17 protein-coding genes are annotated in these 19,810 nt (G+C 72.8%); 16 read left to right on the forward strand and 1 reads right to left on the reverse strand.

Annotated features, from left to right (window positions below; translation table 11 throughout):
• Positions 1-4: 4 nt before the first annotated feature.
• From IE200_RS18240 to pheT, 7 genes are all read left to right on the forward strand, one after another.
• Entirely contained in the window at positions 5-781 is a 777-nt protein-coding gene (locus IE200_RS18240) for a TrmH family RNA methyltransferase (RefSeq protein ID WP_191280912.1), read from the forward strand.
• Positions 778-1,044, forward strand: coding sequence for a DUF4031 domain-containing protein (locus tag IE200_RS18245; protein WP_191280913.1), 267 nt, complete (start codon positions 778-780; stop codon positions 1,042-1,044). Before IE200_RS18240 ends, IE200_RS18245 begins: the two co-directional genes overlap by 4 nt.
• Before the next feature lie 21 nt (positions 1,045-1,065).
• A complete protein-coding gene (locus tag IE200_RS18250) occupies positions 1,066-2,151 on the forward strand; it encodes a sensor histidine kinase (RefSeq protein WP_229856786.1) in 1,086 nt (361 codons plus the stop codon).
• 70 nt (positions 2,152-2,221) lie between these two features.
• Entirely contained in the window at positions 2,222-2,932 is a 711-nt protein-coding gene (locus tag IE200_RS18255; protein WP_191280914.1) for a response regulator transcription factor, read from the forward strand.
• Positions 2,929-5,514 carry a DUF4153 domain-containing protein gene (locus IE200_RS18260; protein ID WP_191280915.1) on the forward strand — a complete coding sequence of 862 codons (2,586 nt, stop codon included), beginning with the start codon at positions 2,929-2,931 and terminating at the stop codon, positions 5,512-5,514. The genes IE200_RS18255 and IE200_RS18260 overlap by 4 nt, the downstream gene beginning before the upstream one ends.
• A gap of 157 nt (positions 5,515-5,671) precedes the next feature.
• Positions 5,672-6,769, forward strand: coding sequence for a phenylalanine--tRNA ligase subunit alpha (gene pheS / locus IE200_RS18265; protein ID WP_191280916.1), 1,098 nt, complete (start codon positions 5,672-5,674; stop codon positions 6,767-6,769).
• 16 nt (positions 6,770-6,785) lie between these two features.
• Complete coding sequence (pheT, locus tag IE200_RS18270) at positions 6,786-9,272, forward strand: phenylalanine--tRNA ligase subunit beta (RefSeq protein ID WP_191280917.1); 2,487 nt, start codon at positions 6,786-6,788, stop codon at positions 9,270-9,272.
• Positions 9,273-9,355: 83 nt separating this feature from the next.
• Here pheT and IE200_RS18275 read toward each other — a convergent pair whose 3' ends face one another.
• On the reverse strand, positions 9,356-10,168 hold the full coding sequence (locus tag IE200_RS18275; protein WP_229856787.1) for a maleylpyruvate isomerase family mycothiol-dependent enzyme: 813 nt from the start codon (positions 10,166-10,168) through the stop codon (positions 9,356-9,358).
• Between the two features lie 96 nt (positions 10,169-10,264).
• On the opposite strand from IE200_RS18275, the gene argC reads away from it, so the two are divergent.
• From argC to IE200_RS18320, 9 genes are read left to right on the forward strand one after another with little or no spacing between them, the layout of a single operon-like run.
• Positions 10,265-11,293 (forward strand): N-acetyl-gamma-glutamyl-phosphate reductase, encoded by a 1,029-nt coding sequence (gene argC / locus IE200_RS18280; protein WP_191280919.1) that lies wholly within the window; start codon positions 10,265-10,267, stop codon positions 11,291-11,293.
• Positions 11,290-12,441, forward strand: a complete 1,152-nt coding sequence (argJ, locus tag IE200_RS18285; protein ID WP_191280920.1) for a bifunctional glutamate N-acetyltransferase/amino-acid acetyltransferase ArgJ — start codon at positions 11,290-11,292, stop codon at positions 12,439-12,441. Before argC ends, argJ begins: the two co-directional genes overlap by 4 nt.
• Positions 12,438-13,382 carry an acetylglutamate kinase gene (argB, locus tag IE200_RS18290; RefSeq protein ID WP_191280921.1) on the forward strand — a complete coding sequence of 315 codons (945 nt, stop codon included), beginning with the start codon at positions 12,438-12,440 and terminating at the stop codon, positions 13,380-13,382. The genes argJ and argB overlap by 4 nt, the downstream gene beginning before the upstream one ends.
• Positions 13,379-14,581, forward strand: coding sequence for an acetylornithine transaminase (locus tag IE200_RS18295; protein WP_191280922.1), 1,203 nt, complete (start codon positions 13,379-13,381; stop codon positions 14,579-14,581). Before argB ends, IE200_RS18295 begins: the two co-directional genes overlap by 4 nt.
• Entirely contained in the window at positions 14,578-15,504 is a 927-nt protein-coding gene (gene argF / locus IE200_RS18300) for an ornithine carbamoyltransferase (protein ID WP_191280923.1), read from the forward strand. The genes IE200_RS18295 and argF overlap by 4 nt, the downstream gene beginning before the upstream one ends.
• Positions 15,501-16,043: an arginine repressor gene (locus IE200_RS18305; RefSeq protein ID WP_191280924.1), complete on the forward strand. Its 543-nt coding sequence runs from the start codon at positions 15,501-15,503 to the stop codon at positions 16,041-16,043. Before argF ends, IE200_RS18305 begins: the two co-directional genes overlap by 4 nt.
• The gene (gene argG, locus IE200_RS18310; protein WP_191280925.1) at positions 16,040-17,470 is read left to right on the forward strand and encodes an argininosuccinate synthase; all 1,431 of its coding nucleotides are present in this window, start codon (positions 16,040-16,042) and stop codon (positions 17,468-17,470) included. The genes IE200_RS18305 and argG overlap by 4 nt, the downstream gene beginning before the upstream one ends.
• Positions 17,470-18,906, forward strand: a complete 1,437-nt coding sequence (gene argH / locus IE200_RS18315) for an argininosuccinate lyase (protein WP_191280926.1) — start codon at positions 17,470-17,472, stop codon at positions 18,904-18,906. Before argG ends, argH begins: the two co-directional genes overlap by 1 nt.
• The gene (locus IE200_RS18320; protein WP_191280927.1) at positions 18,890-19,453 is read left to right on the forward strand and encodes a DNA-3-methyladenine glycosylase; all 564 of its coding nucleotides are present in this window, start codon (positions 18,890-18,892) and stop codon (positions 19,451-19,453) included. Before argH ends, IE200_RS18320 begins: the two co-directional genes overlap by 17 nt.
• The last annotated feature ends 357 nt before the right edge of the window (positions 19,454-19,810 follow it).

A 19,810-nucleotide genomic window follows, 5' to 3' on the forward strand; every position in this document is an offset into this window, starting at 1 on the left:
CCACATGGAGCCCCTCACCGCCGGCAACACCCGCGTGAAGGAGGCCCGCAAGTTGAGCCGCCGCTCGGTACGCACCGAGCGGCGGCTCTTCCTTGCGGACGGTCCGAAGGCGGTCGAGGGCGCCCTCTCCGTCGAGGGCTGCGTCGTCGAGGTGTTCGTGACGCCCGCCGCGCTCGAGCAGCACGCCGGACTGCTCGCCGACGCGCCGCTGACGCTGGTCGACGACCGGGCTCTGGCGTCCCTGTCGGACGCAGTGTCGCCCGCCGGCGTCGTCGCCGTGTGTCGCCACATCGACGCACCCCTACGGCACGTGGTGAGCGTCTCGCGGCGGCTGCTGGTCATCTGCGCGGACGTGCGCGACCCCGGCAACGCCGGCACCGTGATCCGTACGGCCGACGCCGCCGGTGCCGACGCCGTGGTCCTGGCCGGCAGCTCGGTCGACGCCTACAACCCGAAGACGGTCCGCGCCACCGTCGGCAGCCTGTTCCACCTGCCGTTCGCGATCGAGCCCGACCCGGCGGCGGCGGTGCGGGCCGCCCAGGCGCGCGGGCTCACCGTGCTCGCCGCCGACGGCGCCGGCGAGGTCGACCTGTTCGAGGCCGACCTGGCGGGTCCGACCGCGTGGCTGTTCGGCAACGAGGCCTGGGGCCTGCCCGAGGAGCTCGCGGCACTGGCCGACCACCGCGTCGCGATCCCGATCCACGGGCGCGCCGAGAGCCTCAACCTCTCAACGGCCGCAGCGGTCTGCCTGTACGCCAGCGCTCGGGCCCAGCGACGATGATCCTCATCGACCCGCCGGCCGTCGCGCGGTGGGACCGGCTCTGGTCCCACCTGGCCAGCGACACGTCGTACGAGGAGGCGCACGCCTTCGCCGCGGCCAACGGGATCCCCGAGCGAGGCTGGGACCGCGACCACTACGACGTGCCGGCGGACTTCTACGACGCGATGGTGGCCGCGGGCGCCGTCCCGGTGTCCTCACGCGAGCTCGTCCTCGCGCTGCGGTCCGCGGGCTTGCGCAGGCCCAAGGCGCGGTTCGGATCCTAGACCTGGCCTAGGGTGTCGCTCGTGTCGGACGACAGCGCACCGCGCCACCGCGTGGAGAACGGCCGACCGACCCGACTCCGCACGCTGGCGGACTTCTATCCCGACGGCATCCTGGGGGCCAGCCGGGCGGGGGTCGTGACGATCCTCAACGCGCAGGGGGCGGCTCTGCTCGGCGTCGACCCCGAGGAGGCGCTCGGCCTGCCGCTGCCGGACGTCCTGCGGCTCCTCGACCAGGACGGACGCACCTGGCTCGACGTCAACCGCCCGTTCGATGCCATCTCGATCACGCGCGGCGTGCCCGAGCAGTCCTGGCTCAACGCCTCCGGCGACGAGGTGCTCACGACCGCGCGGCTCGTGCGCGAGGACGACCTGGGCGAGGTGGTCGGCATCGCCGTCGGCCTGCGCAGCGGGCGCGGGCGTGCCCGCCTGGACCGCGAGCGGTCCGACCTCGTGGCGACGGTCGCCCACGAGCTCCGCTCGCCCCTCACCGGCGTCAAGGGCTTCGTCCAGGCGCTGCTCAACCGCTGGGACAAGCTCACCGACGACCAGCGCAAGCTCATGCTGACGACCGTCAACGCCGACGCCGACCGCCTCGCGCGGCTGATCGCCGAGCTGCTCGACGTCGCCCGCATCGACACCGGGCGCCTCCAGCTGTATCCCCGCGAGTCGTCAGCGGAGGTGCTCGTCCGCCGGGTCGTCGACTCGATCGAGGCCGGCACCGCGCGCGACATCGTCCTCGACGTCGAGCCGGGGCTGCCGGACGTCTTCGCCGACCCCGACAAGTTCACCCAGGTCGTCACCAACCTCGTCGAGAACGCGGTGCGCCACGGCCTGGGCGAGGTGAGCGTGCGGCTCGCCCGGTCCGAGGAGCTCGACGGCGTGCGGATCACGGTCGACGACCAGGGCGACGGGATCCCGGTCGAGCTGCGGCGCCGGGTCTTCACCAAGTTCTGGACGACCGGCGACTCCGGCGGCAGCGGCCTCGGGATGTACATCGTCGGTGGCCTCGCCCGCGCCCACGGCGGATGGGTCACCATCGACGACGCCCCCGGCGGCGGTGCCCGGGTGATGGTCGACTGGCCCTCCGACGACCGGCGACCGGACTGACGGCGCACCTCCACACAACCTTCACGCGTCGCCCGCACCTCCCGCCCGTCGGGGCTCCTAGGGTCGACCCATGACATCCGGACCGGCTCCGCGCATCGCCCTCGTGGTCGAGGACGAGCCCGCCATCAACGATGCGCTGGCGCACCGGCTGCGTGCCGAGGGCTACGTCGTCGAGCAGGCCTTCGACGGGCCGACGGCGGTCGACCTGGCCGCCGGGATGCGTCCCGACGTCGTGCTGCTCGACGTGATGCTGCCCGGCCTCGACGGCCTCGAGGTGTGCCGGCGCATCCAGGCCGCCCGTCCGGTGCCGGTGCTCATGCTCACCGCTCGCGACGACGAGGCCGACGTCCTGGTCGGACTGGGGGTGGGCGCCGACGACTACCTCACCAAGCCGTTCTCGATGCGCGAGGTCGTGGCCAGGGTCGCGGCGCTGCTGCGGCGCGTGGAGCGAGCCGCCGCGCTGGCCGAGGAACGACCCGCCGTCATCGAGGTGGGCGGCCTGCGCATCGACCCGGGCACCAGACGTACCACCGTGGCGGAGGAGGCCGTGCACCTGACCCCGACCGAGTTCGACCTCCTGCTGTGCCTGGCCCGGCGACCCGGTCAGGTGCTGGGCCGCGAGCGCCTGCTGCGCGAGGTCTGGGACTGGGGCGACGCGTGGGGGAGCGCCAGCGCCACCCGTACGGTCGACAGCCACGTCAAGGCGTTGCGGAGCAAGGTCGGATCCGCGCGGATCCGCACGGTCCACGGCGTCGGGTATGCCCTGGAGACACTCCCGTGAGCGCCTGGTTCGACGCGGTCTCCAGTCTCAAGGTCAAGCTCGGGCTGCTCGTCGCGACCTCGGTCGTGGTGGCCGTCGTGCTGACCATGCTCGGCTCGGCGGCGCGGGTCCCGGCACTGCTGGTGCTGCCGGTCAGCGTGGCGCTCGCCCTCGGCGTCACCCAGCTCCTCGCTGCCGGGATGGTGGCGCCCCTGCGCCGGATGACCGAGGTCTCGCAGGCCATGGCGCGTGGCGACTACTCGGGCCGGGTCCGCACAACGGCCACCGACGAGGTCGGCCGGCTCGCCGGGGCCTTCAACCGGATGGCGGAGGACCTCGCCACGGTTGACCGCGAGCGACGCGAGCTCATCGCCACGGTGTCGCACGAGCTGCGCACCCCGTTGACGGCGATGACCGCGCAGCTGGAGAACCTCGCCGACGGGGTGGTGCCCGCCGATGCCGACCACCTCGCTGCCGCCCTCGGCGAGGCGGAGCGGCTCGGTCGGCTCGTCGAGGACCTGCTGCAGCTCTCGCGCCTCGAGGCGGGCGTGGTCGACCTCGACGTCCAGGACGTCGACGTGCGCGCACTGGTCGAGGACTCCCTCGCCCAGGTCCGGGCGGCCGGTCGGCCCGGCGAGGTCACCGTCCACCTCGCCGACGACCTGGTGGTCACCGCGGACCCGACCCGGTTGCGCCAGGTCCTGGTGAACGCCCTCGACAACGCCGCCCGGCACGCCCCGCCCAGCACCTCCGTGCACGTGACCGGCGCGGCGCACGCCGATGGCTGGTGGCTCGAGATCACCGACCAGGGCGGGGGAGTGGCACCGGCGGACCGCGAGCGCGTCTTCGAGCGCTTCGGGACCGACCGGGCCGGCGGCACGGGTCTCGGCCTCGCGGTCGCACGTTGGGCGGCGCAGCTCCACGGCGGGACCCTGCGCTTCCTCGACCCTGCCGAGGGCCGCGGCGCGCGGCTGCGCCTCGACGTCCCAGCCGCGCCGGCGCCTCGCGCGGCCGCACACGCCGAGGACCGTCCGACCCCGCCCTCGGCGCCGGCGGCACTCGTGGCTACGGCGCCCGACGCACCGGCGCCGCAGGGCGTCGACGCGATCTTCGGCAGGTTCTGGCCAGAGCGCGACCTCCGGTCGGGGTTCCGCACGGTCGCGGCCGCGGCGGGCGCCGGCCTCCTGGCCGGCTTCGCGCTGTCGTTCACCGCAGTCGGCGTCACCTGGACCGTCGTCGCCCTCGCCTGCGGCGTGGCTGCCCTCGCCACCGCGCGCAGGCGCCGTGAGGTTTGGACGCTCGCCTGCACAGCCCTGTCCGTGCTGCTCGTGCTACCGATGAGCCTGCTGGACGCGGCGTGGATCCAGCTGATCGGCCTCGTCGTGGCGGCCGCCGTCTTCCTCTGCGGAGTCACCGGCGCCCGAACGGTGCCGGGGATCGTGCTCACCGGCGTCGCCTGGCCGCTGGCGTCCCTGCGCGGGCTGCCGTGGTTCGGCCGTTCACTGCGACTGGCCGGCACCGTCTCCCGCGCGCCAGCCGTGGTCCGTACGGTCGCCTGGTCGCTGCTGGGCCTGGCCGTCTTCGGCACCATCTTCGCCAGCGCGAACCCCGTCCTCGGGTCCTGGGTCGACCAGCTCGTCCCCGACCTGACGTTCGACGACCTGGTCGGACGGGCTTTCCTCGCCTGCTTCGTCTTCGCCGCGACACTCGGCGCCGCCTACCTCGCGCTGAACCCCGCCGAGGTCGACCTGCTGGGCGGTCGTCGTCCCACGCCTCTGGCCAACCGCTTCGAGTGGCTGGTCCCGGTGCTCGTGGTCGACGCCGTGTTCCTGGCCTTCATCGTCGCCCAGGCGCGAGCCCTCATCGGAGGGCGCGACTACATCGAGGCCACGACCGGGCTGACCTACGCCGACTACGTCCACCAGGGGTTCGGGCAGCTCACCCTCGCCACGGCGCTGACCGTGCTGGTCGTCTGGGTCGCCGCCCGGCGCGCCGGGAGCACGGGCGCCGACCGGCGCTGGCTGTTCGGCTCCCTCGGCCTGCTGTGCACGCTCACGCTCCTCGTCGTGGCCTCGGCGCTCCGCGGGATGGCCGTCTACCAGGACGCCTACGGGTTCACGACGCTGCGGCTGTTCGTCGACGTCGTCGAGGGATGGCTCGGGTTCGTCGTGCTCGCGATCATGGTGACCGGCGTCGCCGGCCTCACCCGCTGGTTGCCGCGGGTGGCGCTCGCCTCCGGTGCCGCCGCGCTCGTCGGGCTGGCCGCGATCAACCCCGACGCCTGGGTCGCCGGGCAGAACATCGACCGCTACGAGACCACCGGCAGGCTCGACCTGCGCTACCTGCAGGAGCTCTCGGCCGATGCCGCGCCCGTGGTCGCCGAGCGGCTGCCCGCTGACGTCGCCCGCTGCGTCCTGGCCCCTCTCGCTGACGAGGAGCTGACGGCCGGGATCCTGGACGACGCGCGCGCGTGGAACCTCGCGCGGTCCCGCGCCGAGGACACCCTGCGCGGGCTCCGGCTGCTCCCGGACGCGCCAGGGTCGCCGTACGACGCTGCGGGCGACGACGAATGCGGTGGCGTCTGGACCGCCTTCGAGGAGTAGGCTCGTCCTCGTGGACACGAGCCTGCGATTTCTCAGCCCCGGACCTGGTCCGTCGGGCAGCTGACGTCACCGGGTCCGGGGAGTCCCCGTCCGATCCCGACGCTCGTCCACTTCTAGACTCTGCGGCGAACTGCTGTCGCCGCGCCGAAAGGGAGCCATGTCCGGCCCCAACACCGACTACGACCCCGTCGAAGTGACCCCGCTCAAGGCCGACCAGGTCGATGCGATGCGCGAGGCGGCCCTGGCCGCGATCGCCGCCGCGCCCGACCTGGAGGCCCTCAAGCAGGTCCGCCTCGACCACGCGGGCGACCGCTCGCCCATCGCGCTCGCCAACCGGGAGATCGGCGCACTGCCCCCGCAGGCCCGCAAGGAGGCCGGCCAGCGCGTCGGCCAGGCCCGCGGCGCGATCAACCAGGCCCTCACCACCCGGCAGGCCGTCCTCGAGACAGAGCACGAGGAGCGGATGCTCGCCGAGGAGACCGTCGACGTCACCCTCCCGACGACCCGCCGCCGCCGCGGCGGTCGCCACCCGCTGACGATGCAGTCCGAGCTCATCGCCGACCTGTTCGTCGCCATGGGCTACGAGGTCGCCGAGGGACCGGTCGTCGAGGCCGAGTGGCTCAACTTCGACGCCCTCAACCTCGGGCCCGACCACCCGGCGCGGACGATGCAGGACACCTTCTGGACCGAGCCGGCCGAGGACCACGTCGTGCTGCGCACCCAGACCTCGCCGGTCCAGGCCCGCACCATGCTGACCCGCACGCCCCCGATCTACGTAGTGTGCCCGGGCCGGGTCTTCCGCACCGACGAGTACGACGCCACCCACTCGCCGATGTTCCACCAGGTCGAGGGGCTCGTCGTCGACGAGGGCATCACGATGGCGCACCTCAAGGGCACCCTCGACCACTTCGCCTCGCAGCTCTTCGGCGACGGCATCACCACGCGCTTCCGGCCGTCCTACTTCCCGTTCACGGAGCCTTCGGCCGAGGTCGACGTGAAGTGCTTCGTGTGCCGTGGGGTGGGCAGCGACTCCTGCCGCACCTGCCGCGGCGAGGGCTGGATCGAGTGGGGCGGTTGCGGCGTGGTGAACCCGCGCGTGCTCGTCGCCTGCGGCGTGGACCCCGAGGTCTACAGCGGCTTCGCGTTCGGCATGGGCATCGACCGCTCGTTCATGTTCCGCCACGACCTTGAGGACCTGCGTCCGCTCTTCGAGGGCGACGTCCGGTTCAGCAGCGCGTTCGGCACCGAGATCTGAGAGGGGAGAGCGAGCGATGAAGGCACCCCTGTCCTGGGTCCTGGACCACGTCGACGTTCCCGACGGCACGACCACCGAGGAGATCACCGACCGGCTGACCCTCACCGGGCTCAAGCTCGAGGCGATCGAGAGCCCCGGGCGCGAGATCACCGGCCCCCTGGTCATCGGCCGCGTGCTCACCAAGGAGCCCGAGCCGCAGAAGAACGGCAAGACGATCAACTGGTGCACTGTCGACGTCGGTGACGCCAACGGCACCGGTGAGCCGCAGGGCATCGTGTGCGGGGCCCACAACTTCGAGCCGGGCGACCTCGTGGTCACCGTCCTGCCCGGCGGCGTGCTGCCCGGCGGGTTCGAGATCGGTGCGCGCAAGACCTACGGGCACCTGTCCGCCGGCATGATCTGCTCCGCCCGCGAGCTCGGCCTCGGCGACGACCACGACGGCATCATCGTGCTGCCCGCCGACGCGGGCGAGCCCGGCCAGGACGTACGTCGGGTCCTCGGCCTCGACGAGGAGACGATCGAGCTCGAGGTCAACCCCGACCGCGCGTACGCCCTCTCCATCCGCGGCATCGCGCGCGAGGTGCTCGTCTCCGTCGACGGTGCGACCGGCTTCCGGGACCCCGCGGTGCGCGACACCCCGGCCGCCAACGACGAGGGGCACCCCGTCGACGTCGAGGACGCCGAGGGCTGCCCCGTCTTCGTCGCCCGCACGGTCACCGGCTTCGACCCGACCGCGCCCACTCCGGACTTCATGGTCCGGCGGATCACGGCGGCCGGCATGCGGCCGATCTCACTGGCCGTCGACGTCACCAACTACGTCATGCTCGAGACCGGCCGGCCGATCCACGGCTACGACGCCGACAAGGTGCAGGGCGCCCTGGTCGTACGCCGAGCCCGGGAGGGCGAGACGCTGACCACCCTCGACGGCACCAAGCGCGTACTGAACCCGGCAGACCTCGTCGTCACCGACGACTCCGGCATCATCGGGCTCGGCGGTGTGATGGGCGGCGAGACGACCGAGATCTCCGACACCACGACGACCGTCCTGGTCGAGGCCGCGCACTGGGACGCGGTGTCCATGTTCCGCACGGGCCGCCGGCACAAGATCACCTCCGAGGCCGGCAAGCGCAACGAGCGTGGTGTGGACCCGACCATCTGCGAGGCCGCGGCCGACCGGGTCGTCGAGCTTCTCGTCGAGCACGGCGGCGGACGGGCCCACCCCGGCGTCACGGTGGTTGGGTCCCCGCCCGCCGTGCCTGCCGTGCAGGTCCCTGGCGGCCTCGCAGCGCGCGTGTCCGGCATGCCGATCTCCGAGGAGCGCAGCGTCGAGTGCCTGCGTGCCGTCGGGTGCGAGGTGTCGGGCAGCGGGACCCTGCTGGTCACCCCGCCGCCGTGGCGCCCCGACCTCACGGACGCGCAGGACTTCTCCGAGGAGGTCGTCCGACTCGTCGGCTACGACAAGGTGCCCTCGATCCTCCCCACGCCCCCGTCCGGGCGCGGCCTGACCCGGCCGCAGCAGCTGCGCCGCCGCATCGGTCGCACGCTCGCAGGCGAGGGCTACGTGGAGGTCGTGTCCTTCCCGTTCGTCGGCACCGCCGACCTCGACGCCCTCGGCCTGCCCGACGACGACCCGCGTCGCGACCTGCTCCGGCTGACCAACCCGCTCAACACCGAGGCCGGGTTCATGACGACGACGCTCCTGCCCGGCGTGCTGCGCGCCGCGGGCAAGAACGTCGGGCACGGCACGACCGACGTGGCGATCTTCGAGACCGGCACGGTCACCCTGCCGCGTCACGCCGGACCTGCGGCGATCCTGCCGGTGGACCGACGGCCCACCGAGGAGGAGTTCGCCGCCCTCGACGCCGCCCTGCCCGCGCAGCCGCTCCACCTCGCGGTCGTCGCCACCGGCGACGCCGTGTCGGGCGGCTGGTGGGGCGAGGCCCGCCCCGTGTCGTGGGCCGACGCCGTCGAGGCGGTCCGCTCGGTCGCGGCTGCGCTCGGTCTCGAGGTGACCGCCTCGGCCGCCGAGGTCGCCCCGTGGCACCCCGGACGCTGCGCCGAGATCTCGGTCGACGGCGAGGTCGTCGGCCACGCCGGCGAGGTGCACCCCACGGTCTGCGCCGCGTTCGGGCTTCCCAAGCGCTCGGTGGCCGCGGAGGTCGACCTCGACGTGCTCATCGCCAAGGCGGTCCACCTGCGCACCGCGCCGACGTTCTCGTCGTTCCCGGTCGCCAAGGAGGACGTCGCCCTCGTCGTCGACGCCTCCGTCCCGGCCGCCGACGTGGAGGCGGCGCTCCGCGAGGGCGCCGGCGAGCTGCTCGAGTCGATCCGGCTCTTCGACGTCTACACCGGCGACCAGGTCGGCGAGGGGAAGAAGTCGCTGGCCTACGCCCTGCGGTTCCGCGCCCCCGACCGCACCCTCAAGGAGGGGGAGGCGGCCGCCGCCCGCGACGCCGCGGTGGCGCTCGCGGCCGAGCGGACCGGCGCCGTCCAGCGCGCCTGACAGCACCTCCGTCGCCGACACTGGGCCTTGAGTCTCTGGGAGACTCAAGGCCCAGTGCGCGCTCCCGGCCGGTCCGGGTGGGGTCAGTCGATCGGTGTGTCGACGACCGCACGGAAGCGGGCGTACGTCTCCGGGTCCCCGGCGACCGAGACCTCCGAGTCGTCCCCGCGACGCCACAGCCACAGGTCGAGCGCCGCGGCGGGTCCGTCGACGACGACGTCCGGCTCGACGTCCTCCTCAGGAGCCGGCACGACGTGGAGGTCCGCCTCGTCCGTGTACGTCGTCCCGCTGTCGGGGGAGGTGCCGGAGAAGGTGCCGAGCCGGACCCAGACCTGCTCGCCGGTGTCCGTCGTGTCGACGCGCACCACGCCCTCGCCCGGCTCCCAGACGCCCCAGGGCGGACAGGCGCCGTACATCACCCCGAGCACCTCGTCCACGCCGTCCGTGGCGAGCAGCGGGTCGAGGTCCGAGGCGAGCCCGGCGGTGAGCTCGGCGTCGACGCGGTGGATGAGGGCCTCGTGCGCCTGGCGCCTGAGGATGAACCCCACGGTGTGGTCGTCCGACCAGTTCCAGGCGGCCTCGGACGGGTCGACGCCCTCGAAGGCACCCGCGAGGTCGGCGGACCAGACGTCGAAGGCCGCCAGCAGGTCTGCGTACGCCTCCGGGCGGGTCGGCTCGGTCACGTCGGGCTTCTCGGGCCGGGCAGCGAGCGTCTGCGCCCAGTGCCGCTGGACGATCGCGAGGTGCCACAGCAGGGCGGCGGCGTCCCAGTCCGGGCAGGACGGCACGCGGGCCGTGGGGTCGCAGTCGGCCAGCACCTCACGGAAGCGGGCCGACTCCGCGCGCAGGTGAGCGAGGTAGGCGTTCGGTGCGAGGCGCGTGCTGAGGTGGGTCACCCGCTCACCGTAGGCGCCCGCCGCCCGATCGCCACGGCCTTTTCCGACGCGACCCCCGTGATCGCGAGGCATGCATTGCAATGTATAGTCATGCATATGACCGTCTCAGTCGCCGTCGCCGGAGCCAGTGGGTACGCCGGGGGCGAGGTCCTGCGCCTCCTCCTGGGCCATCCCGACGTCGAGGTCGGCACCCTCACCGCCGGGTCCAACGCCGGCGAGCGGTTGGGTGCCCTGCAGCCGCACCTGCTCCCGCTGGCGGACCGCGTCCTGGTCGACACCACGGTCGAGACGCTGGCCGGCCACGACGTCGTGTTCCTCGGCCTTCCCCACGGCCAGTCCGCAGGGATCGCCCGGGCGCTCGGCGACGACACCGTCGTCATCGACTGCGGCGCCGACTTCCGTCTCACCGACCCGGGGGAGTGGCAGGCCTACTACGGCGGCGAGCACGCGGGGTCGTGGCCCTACGGCCTGCCCGAGCTCGCCGGTCAGCGCGAGCTGCTCCGGGGAGCGCGCCGCGTCGCTGTCCCGGGCTGCTACCCGACGGTGTCCACCCTCGCCGTCGCGCCGGCACTGGCCGCCGGCCTCGTCGAGCCCGACGTCACCGTCGTCGCCGCCTCCGGCACGAGCGGCGCGGGCAAGGCCGCCAAGCCCCACCTGCTCGGCAGCGAGGTGATGGGCAACGCCAGCGCCTACGGCGTGGGCGGCACCCACCGGCACACCCCCGAGATCGTGCAGAACCTCAGTGGCGTCCACGGGGCTCCGGTGCGCGTCGGGTTCACCCCCCTCCTCGTGCCGATGTCCCGCGGGATCCTGGCCACGGTCCAGGCCCCGCTCCTTGACGGCACGACCGCCGAGGCGGTCCGCGACGCCTACGCGACGGCCTACTGCGAGGAGCCGTTCGTGCACCTCCTCCCCGAGGGTCAGTGGCCGCAGACGCAGTCGGTGCTCGGCTCCAACGCCGTCCAGGTGCAGGTGACCGTCGACGAGCGCGTACGACGACTGGTGGCGGTGGCCGTGGTCGACAACCTGGCCAAGGGCACCGCCGGCGCCGCCGTCCAGTGCATGAACCTCGCCCTGGGCCTCGACGAGGCCACCGGGCTCTCCACGATCGGACTCGCTCCATGACCGTCACCACCCCCCGCGGCTTCACCGCCGCCGGCGTCGCCGCCGGACTCAAGTCCACCGGCGCCAAGGACCTCGCGCTTGTCGTCAACCAGGGCCCCACCTTCGACTCCGCCACCGTGTTCACCGCCAACCGGTGCAAGGCCAACCCGGTGCTCTGGAGCCAGGAGGTCGTCAAGGACGGCGTCGTGCGCGCTGTCGTGCTCAACTCCGGCGGCGCCAACTGCTACACCGGCCCCGAGGGCTTCCAGACCACCCACGCCGTGGCCGAGAAGGTCGCCGAGGGCCTCGGCATCGGCGCCATCGACGTCGTGGTGTGCTCCACCGGGCTGATCGGCCTCGCCAACGACCGCGACGACCTGCTCGCGGGCGTGGAGGCGGCCACGGCGGCCCTGTCCACCGGCGGGGGAGGACAGGCGGCCGAGGCCATCATGACCACCGACTCGGTCAGCAAGAACACGGTCGTCGAAGGCGCCGGGTGGTCGATCGGGGGCATGGCCAAGGGCGCGGGCATGCTCGCCCCGCAGCTCGCCACGATGCTGGTCGTCCTCACCACCGACGCCGTGGTCCCGGCAGCGGACCTCGACGCCGCGCTGCGGGCCGCCACCCGGGTCAGCTTCGACCGGCTCGACTCCGACGGGTGCATGTCGACCAACGACACCGTCACCGTGATGGCCAGCGGCGCGAGCGGGATCACCCCGACGCCGGAGGACTTCGCCGCCGCCCTCACCCAGGCCTGCACCGACCTGGCCATGCAGCTGCTCAAGGACGCCGAGGGCGCCGACCACGAGATCGCCATCACCACGGTGCACGCCGCGTCCGAGGAGGAGGCGGTCGAGGTCAGCCGCAGCGTCGCGCGCAGCAACCTCTTCAAGGCCGCCGTCTTCGGCAACGACCCCAACTGGGGCCGCGTGCTCGCCTCCATCGGCACCACGCAGGCGCAGTTCGACCCCGCCGACCTCGACGTCGCGATGAACGGGGTGTGGGTCTGCAGGCAGTCCACGCCCGCCGAGGACCCGGCCTCCGTCGACCTCACCGGCCGGGAGGTCACCGTGACCATCGACCTCAAGTCCGGTGACGCACGAGCCACCGTCTGGACCAACGACCTCACCCACGCCTACGTCCACGAGAACAGCGCCTACAGCTCATGACAGATCACGAGACCCTCCAGAACCCGAGCCGCCCCGACCCGGCCAAGGCCCGTACGCTCGCTGCCGCCCTGCCGTGGCTCAAGCGCTACCACGGCCGGACGATCGTGGTGAAGTACGGCGGCAACGCCATGACCGACGAGTCGCTCAAGGTCGCCTTCGCCGAGGACATCGCCTTCCTGCGCTTCGCCGGGTTCAAGCCCGTGGTGGTCCACGGCGGCGGCCCGCAGATCTCGCGGATGCTCGACAAGCTCGGTATCGAGTCCGAGTTCCGCGGCGGCCTGCGCGTCACCACCCCGGAGGCCATGGACGTCGTCCGGATGGTGCTCGTCGGCCAGGTCCAGCGTGAGCTCGTCGGCCTGGTCAACCAGCACGGGGCCCTCGCGGTCGGACTCTCCGGCGAGGACGCGGGCCTGTTCACCGCCGAGCCCACCAACACGGTCGTCGACGGCGAGGAGGTCGACCTCGGCCTCGTCGGCGAGGTGGCCCAGGTGCGGCCCGAGGCGGTGCTCGACCTGATCGAGGCCGGCCGGGTGCCCGTCGTCAGCTCGGTCGCCCCCGACGTCCACGGCCGGGTCCACAACGTCAACGCCGACACCGCAGCCGCCGCGCTGGCGGTGGCCCTCGGCGCCGAGAAGCTGCTCGTGCTCACCGACGTCGAGGGCCTCTACCGCGACTACGGGAACTCCGACGACCTCATCCAGGAGATCAGCCCCGAGGCGCTCGGCGAGCTGCTGCCGACCCTCGACGCAGGCATGGTCCCCAAGATGCGCGCCTGCTACGAGGCGGTCACCGGGGGAGTCCCGCGGGCGACCGTCGTCGACGGGCGCGAGCCGCACGCCGTGCTGTTGGAGATCTTCACCGACGAGGGCGTCGGCACGCAGGTCCTGCCGGGCGCGACGACCAAGCTGCGCAAGCCCTACGGCAGCGAGGACCAGGCATGAGCGCGTCGCTGCAGGACCGCTACGCCGGTGCGGTCATGAACACGTTCGGTCCGCCGGCGCTCGCCCTCGTGCGCGGCGCGGGCGCCCACGTGTGGGACGCCGACGGCACCGAGTACGTCGACCTGCTCGGTGGCATCGCCGTGAACACGCTGGGCCACGCCCACCCGGCGCTGGTCGAGGCCGTCACCACCCAGCTCTCGACGCTCGGCCACGTGTCCAACTTCTTCGCCACCGAGCCGCAGGTCGCGTTGGCCGAGCAGCTCGTGGACCTCCTCGGGTGGGACGAGTCCGCGCGGGTGTTCTTCAGCAACTCGGGCGCCGAGGCCAACGAGGCCGCGCTCAAGCTCACCCGCCGCACGGGTCGCACGCGCCTCGTCGCCGCGGAGGGGTCGTTCCACGGCCGCACCATGGGGGCGCTCGCGCTCACCTCGAAGGCCGCCTACCGTGAGCCGTTCGAGCCTCTGCCCGGCGACGTGACCTTCGTGCCCTACGACGACGTCGCGGCGTTGGAGGAGGCGGTCGACGACACGGTCGCCGCCGTGGTGCTCGAGCCGATCCAGGGGGAGGCGGGCGTGGTCGTGCCGTCCGCCGCCTACCTCGCCGCGGCCCAGCGGATCGCCCACCGGCACGGGGCCCTGCTGTGGCTCGACGAGGTGCAGACCGGCATCGCCCGGACCGGCGCGTGGTTCGCCCACCAGCTCGTCGACGGCGTGCGACCCGACGTCGTCACCCTGGCCAAGGGGCTCGGTGGTGGCATCCCCATCGGCGCCACGGTGGCGCACGGAGCGGCCGCCTCACTGCTCCAGCCCGGCAACCACGGCACCACCTTCGGCGGCAACCCGGTCGCCGCGGCCGCCGCCCTCGCGGTCCTGGCCGCTGTCCGGGACGAGGGCCTCCTCGAGGCCGCGGTCGAGCGCGGCGCCCAGCTGTCGGCGATCCTGCGGGTGCAGACCGGCGTCGTCGAGGTGACGGGCTCCGGCCTGATGCGCGGCGCGGAGCTCGACGGCCCGTACGCCACCCACGCGGTCGCCGCGGCCCGTGCCGCCGGCTTCATCCTCAACGCGACCGGGCCGACCCGGCTGCGGTTCGTCCCGCCGCTCGTCATCACCGCCGCTGACCTCGAAGCCCTCGCCGCCGCCCTGCCGGCGGTCCTCGGCGCCGCGCGCTCCGCCCTCTCCGGCCAGGAGGCCACCGCATGACCCGCCACTTCCTCCGCGACGACGACCTCTCCCCGGCCGAGCTGCTCGAGGTCCTCGACCTTGCCGACCGCATGAAGGCCGAGCCGTTCGACCACAAGCCGCTGTCCGGCCCGCGTACGGTCGCCCTCGTCTTCGACCGCCCCACCCTGCGCACGCAGGTCTCGTTCGCAGCAGGCATCGCCGAGCTCGGCGGCAACCCGATGACGGTCGACGGCGGCCTGGCCGCGATGGGCTCGCGCGAAGGGGTCGAGGACGTCGCCCGGATCCTCGGGCGGCAGGCGGCAGCGATCGTCTGGCGCACCGCGCACCAGGCCGACGTGGTGACCATGGCCGCCTACTCCGGCGTCCCGGTCCTCAACGCGCTGACCGACGAGTTCCACCCGTGCCAGCTCCTCGCCGACCTCCAGACGGTGCGCGAGCACAAGGGCCGGCTCGCCGGACTCCGCGCCGCGTTCGTCGGCGACGGCGCCTGCAACATGGGCAACTCGTGGGTGCTGGCGGGCGCGTCCGCCGGCATGCACGTCGTCGTCGGCGCCCCGGAGGGGTTCACCCCCGACGCCCACGTCGTCGCCCGTGCACGCGAGGTCGCGGAGGGCACGGGTGGTTCCGTCGAGCTCACGACCGACCCCGTCGAGGCCGCCACCGGCGCCGACGTCGTCATCACCGACTCGTGGGTGAGCATGGGGCGCGAGGAGGAGTCCGAGGAGCGGCTGCGCGTCTTCCCGCCCTACGGCGTCACCGAGGAGCTCCTGGCGCACGCCGCTGCCGACGTGATCGTCCTGCACTGCCTGCCCGCCTACCGGGGCAAGGAGATCGCCGAGGAGGTCATCGAAGGACCCCACTCGGTCGTGTGGGACGAGGCGGAGAACCGCCGTCACGCCCAGAAGGCGGTGCTGACCTGGCTGCTGGAGCGGTCATCATGAGCGCCGTGTCACCCCTGACGAAGAGCGCGCGCCACCAGCGCATCATCGACCTCGTCACCACCCATCCCGTGCGTTCGCAGACCGAGCTCGCCGACCTGCTCGCCGACCTCGGCGTCCGCGTCACGCAGGCGACGTTGAGCCGCGACCTCGTCGAGCTCGACGCGGTCAAGGTGCGCAGCGCCGACGGTGCCCTGGTCTACGCCGTGCCCGGCGAGGGAGGGGACCGTACGGTCTCGGCACCCCGCGACTCGGCGGCCGGTCGCGACCGGCTCGCCCGGCTCTGCGGCGAGCTCCTCGTCAGCGCCGAGGCGAGTGCCAACCTCGTCGTCCTCCGTACGCCGCCGGGTGCGGCCCAGTTCCTCGCGAGCGCCTTCGACAAGGCCGACCTCGGCGACGTGCTCGGCACCATCGCCGGCGACGACACCGTGCTCCTCATCGGCCGCGACCCGGCCGGGGGCGCGGCCCTCGCGCAGCGCTTGCTCGACCTCGCCAACCACCAGCACCACCCCGCCACCACCACAGCAAAGGACTCCCAGTGAGCAAGGTCCTCACCTCCCTCCCCGTCGGCGAGCGCGTCGGCATCGCGTTCTCCGGCGGCCTCGACACCTCGGTGGCGGTCGCCTGGATGCGCGCCAAGGGAGCAGTGCCCTGCACCTACACCGCCGACATCGGCCAGTACGACGAGCCCGACATCTCGGGCGTCCCGTCGCGTGCCATGCAGTACGGCGCCGAGCTCGCCCGTGCCGTCGACTGCAGGTCGCAGCTGGTCGAGGAGGGCCTCGCCGCCCTCGCGTGCGGTGCCTTCCACATCCGTTCCGGCGGCCGGGTCTACTTCAACACCACGCCGCTGGGCCGCGCCGTCACCGGCACGATGCTCGTCCGGGCGATGCACGACGACGACGTCAACATCTGGGGCGACGGCTCGACCTTCAAGGGCAACGACATCGAGCGGTTCTACCGCTACGGCCTGCTCGCCAACCCCGACCTGCGCATCTACAAGCCCTGGCTCGACGCCGACTTCGTCACCGAGCTGGGTGGGCGCCACGAGATGAGCGCCTGGCTGACCGAGCGCGACCTGCCCTACCGCGACAGCCAGGAGAAGGCCTACTCCACCGACGCCAACATCTGGGGCGCCACCCACGAGGCCAAGACCCTCGAGCACCTCGACGTGTCCCTGGAGACCGTCGAGCCCATCATGGGCGTGAAGTTCTGGGACCCGAGCGTCGCGATCGAGGCCGAGGACGTCACGATCCGCTTCGACCAGGGCCGCCCGGTCGCCATCAACGGCACGACGTACGACGACCCGGTCGCACTCGTCCACGAGGCCAACACCATCGGCGGCCGCCACGGCCTGGGCATGTCCGACCAGATCGAGAACCGCATCATCGAGGCCAAGTCCCGCGGCATCTACGAGGCGCCCGCGATGGCGTTGCTGTTCATCGCCTACGAGCGGCTGGTCAACGCGATCCACAACGAGGACACCGTCGCGCAGTACCACAACGAGGGCCGCAAGCTCGGCCGCCTGCTCTACGAGGGCCGCTGGCTCGACCCGCAGGCCCTGATGATCCGCGAGTCCGTCCAGCGGTGGATCGCCTCGCTGGTCACCGGCGAGGTGACGCTGCGCCTGCGCCGCGGTGAGGACTACACCGTCGTGCGCACCGACGGTCCCGCCTTCTCCTACCACCCCGACAAGCTGTCGATGGAGCGCACGGAGAACGCCGCCTTCGGCCCGACCGACCGCATCGGCCAGCTGACGATGCGCAACCTCGACATCGCCGACTCGCGCGCCAAGCTCGAGCTGTACGCCGCTCAGCCGCTCGACCAGGGGCAGGTGCTGGTGGAGAACGGGACACTGTTCGGCGCCATCGAGGAGGGCGGGTACGACAGGATCACCGACAACCCGTCCGCAGAGGCGGAGGACGACCGCGCGCTCGACGCCGCCGCGATGGAGTTCGGTACCGACTGATGACACACGCAGGAACCACCAACGAGGGCTCGCTCTGGGGCGGGCGCTTCGCCAGCGGACCGTCCCCGGAGCTCCAGGCGCTGTCCCGCTCGACGCACTTCGACTGGCAGCTGACGCCGTACGACCTCGCGGGTTCGCGCGCCCACGCCAACGCACTCCACCGCGCCGGGCTCCTCACCGACGTGGACCATGCCGAGCTGCTGCGCGGGCTCGAAGTGCTGGGGGAGCGGTACGCCGCCGGCGACCTGCTGCCGGCCGAGACCGACGAGGACGTGCACGGCGCGCTCGAGCGCCTGCTGCTCGAGGAGGTCGGGCCCGAGGTGGGCGGCCGGCTGCGCGCGGGCCGCTCGCGCAACGACCAGGTCGCGACGCTGTTCCGCGCCTACCTGCGCGATCACGCGCGCACCATCTCCACCTTGGTGCTCGACCTGGTCGACGTGCTCGCCGGCCAGGCCGACCGCCACCTCGCCCCGGGCAGGGAGAGCGTGATGCCCGGACGCACCCACCTGCAGCACGCGCAGCCGGTCCTCCTGTCCCACCACCTGCTGGCGCACGCGTGGCCGCTGGTGCGCGACGTCGAGCGCCTGCGTGACTGGGACGCGCGGGTGGCGGGCGACTCGCCGTACGGCTCCGGCGCGCTGGCCGGTCAGACACTGGGCCTCGACCCCGAGGCCGTGGCAGCGGAGCTCGGCTTCACCGGTTCGTCCGCCAACTCCATCGACGGCACGGCGGCGCGGGACTTCGCGGCGGAGTTCGCCTTCGTCACCGCGCAGATCGGCGTCGACCTCTCGCAGCTCGCCGAGGAGGTCGTCCTGTGGGTGACCCGCGAGTTCGACTTCGCCACGCTCCACGACTCGTGGTCGACGGGGTCGAGCATCATGCCGCAGAAGAAGAACCCCGACATCGCCGAGCTCGCACGTGGCAAGTCCGGCCGGCTGATCGGCAACCTCTCGGGCCTGATGGCCACGCTGAAGGGCCTGCCGCTGGCCTACAACCGTGACCTGCAGGAGGACAAGGAGCCGGTCTTCGACTCCGTCCAGACGCTCGAGGTGCTGCTGCCGGCCGTCACCGGGATGGTCGCCACCCTCGTGTTCAACGGCCCCCGGATGGCCGAGCTCGCGCCGCAGGGCTTCTCCCTCGCGACCGACGTGGCCGAGTGGCTCGTGCGCGAGGGCGTGCCGTTCCGCGACGCGCACGAGGTCGCCGGCGCGTGCGTCCGGCGCTGCGAGGAGCTCGGCTGCGACCTGCCGGACCTGAGCGACGAGCAGCTCACGGCGATCTCCCCGTCCCTGACACCCGAGGTGCGCACGGTGCTGTCGGTGGCCGGGTCCGTGTCGTCCCGCTCCGGGCGCGGCGGCACCGCCCCCGCACGGGTGCGTGAGCAGCTCGACGAGCTGCGCGCCGCCAGCACCTCCCACCGTGCTCGACTGGGCTGAGGGCGATCCGCTCGAGGTGGCCCCGCGCCTCCTCGGCGCGGTGCTCACCCACGGCGGGGTGTCGGTGCGGCTGACCGAGGTGGAGGCCTACGCCGGTCCGCGGGACCCCGGGTCCCATGCCTACCGCGGGCGCACGTCGCGCAACGAGGTCATGTTCGGCCCGCCCGGACACCTGTACGTCTACTTCGTCTACGGGATGCACCACTGCGCCAACCTCGTCACCGGCCCCGAGGGCGATCCCGGCGCGGTGCTGCTGCGCGCCGGTGAGGTCGTGGACGGCGTGGACATCGCCAGGTCACGCCGCCCCGGCTCCACCGACCGTGACCTCGCCCGCGGACCGGCCAGGCTGTGCCGCGTGCTGGACATCGACCTGGGCGACAACGGCGTACGTCCTGAGCTGGCGCCGGGGGAGCCGGTGGTCCAGATCAGTCGCGGACCGAGGGTCGGCCTGCGCCGCGCGGCCGAGCTGCCGTGGCGGTTCTGGGCGACCGACGAGCCCACCGTCAGCACCTACCGACCGGCCGCCGCGCGTCGTACAGGCCGCTGACCTGCGGTTATGCATGTCGACGCACCCCGAGTTGTCATGCCGGCCGGACGTCGTCTAATGTTTCACCTGTCGCCGCAAGCGGCGCCGGCTCCTGGCCAGAAGGCCAGATGAGACGGAGACCAGCTGCGACCACCGAAGCACGAAGTTCCGCCGAGTTTGACGCGGGACGGAGCGCCCGGTAAGTTTCTGCGGGTTGCCCCGCGACCAGACCAGCCAAGCTGGCGAGGATCGGGTGCGTCTGATTCTTGAGAACTCAACAGTGTGTTTGATTAGTCGACGAATTAGTTTGTTATGCCCCGTTGATGTCAACGTGTGCCTGACCGTTTGGTTGGGTTGTTGGTGTCGCGGTTTCTTTGA

This window comes from Nocardioides flavus (ex Wang et al. 2016) (assembly GCF_014653115.1).
Lineage (GTDB): Bacteria > Actinomycetota > Actinomycetes > Propionibacteriales > Nocardioidaceae > Nocardioides > Nocardioides flavus.

Bases quoted from the DNA above. Each gene is read 5' to 3' on its own strand.
- IE200_RS18240 (WP_191280912.1), top strand. From the start codon at position 5: ATGGAGCCCCTCACCGCCGGCAACACCCGCGTGAAGGAGGCCCGCAAG.
- IE200_RS18245 (WP_191280913.1), top strand. From the start codon at position 778: ATGATCCTCATCGACCCGCCGGCCGTCGCGCGGTGGGACCGGCTCTGG.
- IE200_RS18255 (WP_191280914.1), top strand. From the start codon at position 2,222: ATGACATCCGGACCGGCTCCGCGCATCGCCCTCGTGGTCGAGGACGAG.
- pheS (WP_191280916.1), top strand. From the start codon at position 5,672: ATGTCCGGCCCCAACACCGACTACGACCCCGTCGAAGTGACCCCGCTC.
- pheT (WP_191280917.1), top strand. From the start codon at position 6,786: ATGAAGGCACCCCTGTCCTGGGTCCTGGACCACGTCGACGTTCCCGAC.
- argC (WP_191280919.1), top strand. From the start codon at position 10,265: ATGACCGTCTCAGTCGCCGTCGCCGGAGCCAGTGGGTACGCCGGGGGC.
- argJ (WP_191280920.1), top strand. From the start codon at position 11,290: ATGACCGTCACCACCCCCCGCGGCTTCACCGCCGCCGGCGTCGCCGCC.
- argB (WP_191280921.1), top strand. From the start codon at position 12,438: ATGACAGATCACGAGACCCTCCAGAACCCGAGCCGCCCCGACCCGGCC.
- IE200_RS18295 (WP_191280922.1), top strand. From the start codon at position 13,379: ATGAGCGCGTCGCTGCAGGACCGCTACGCCGGTGCGGTCATGAACACG.
- argF (WP_191280923.1), top strand. From the start codon at position 14,578: ATGACCCGCCACTTCCTCCGCGACGACGACCTCTCCCCGGCCGAGCTG.
- IE200_RS18305 (WP_191280924.1), top strand. From the start codon at position 15,501: ATGAGCGCCGTGTCACCCCTGACGAAGAGCGCGCGCCACCAGCGCATC.
- argH (WP_191280926.1), top strand. From the start codon at position 17,470: ATGACACACGCAGGAACCACCAACGAGGGCTCGCTCTGGGGCGGGCGC.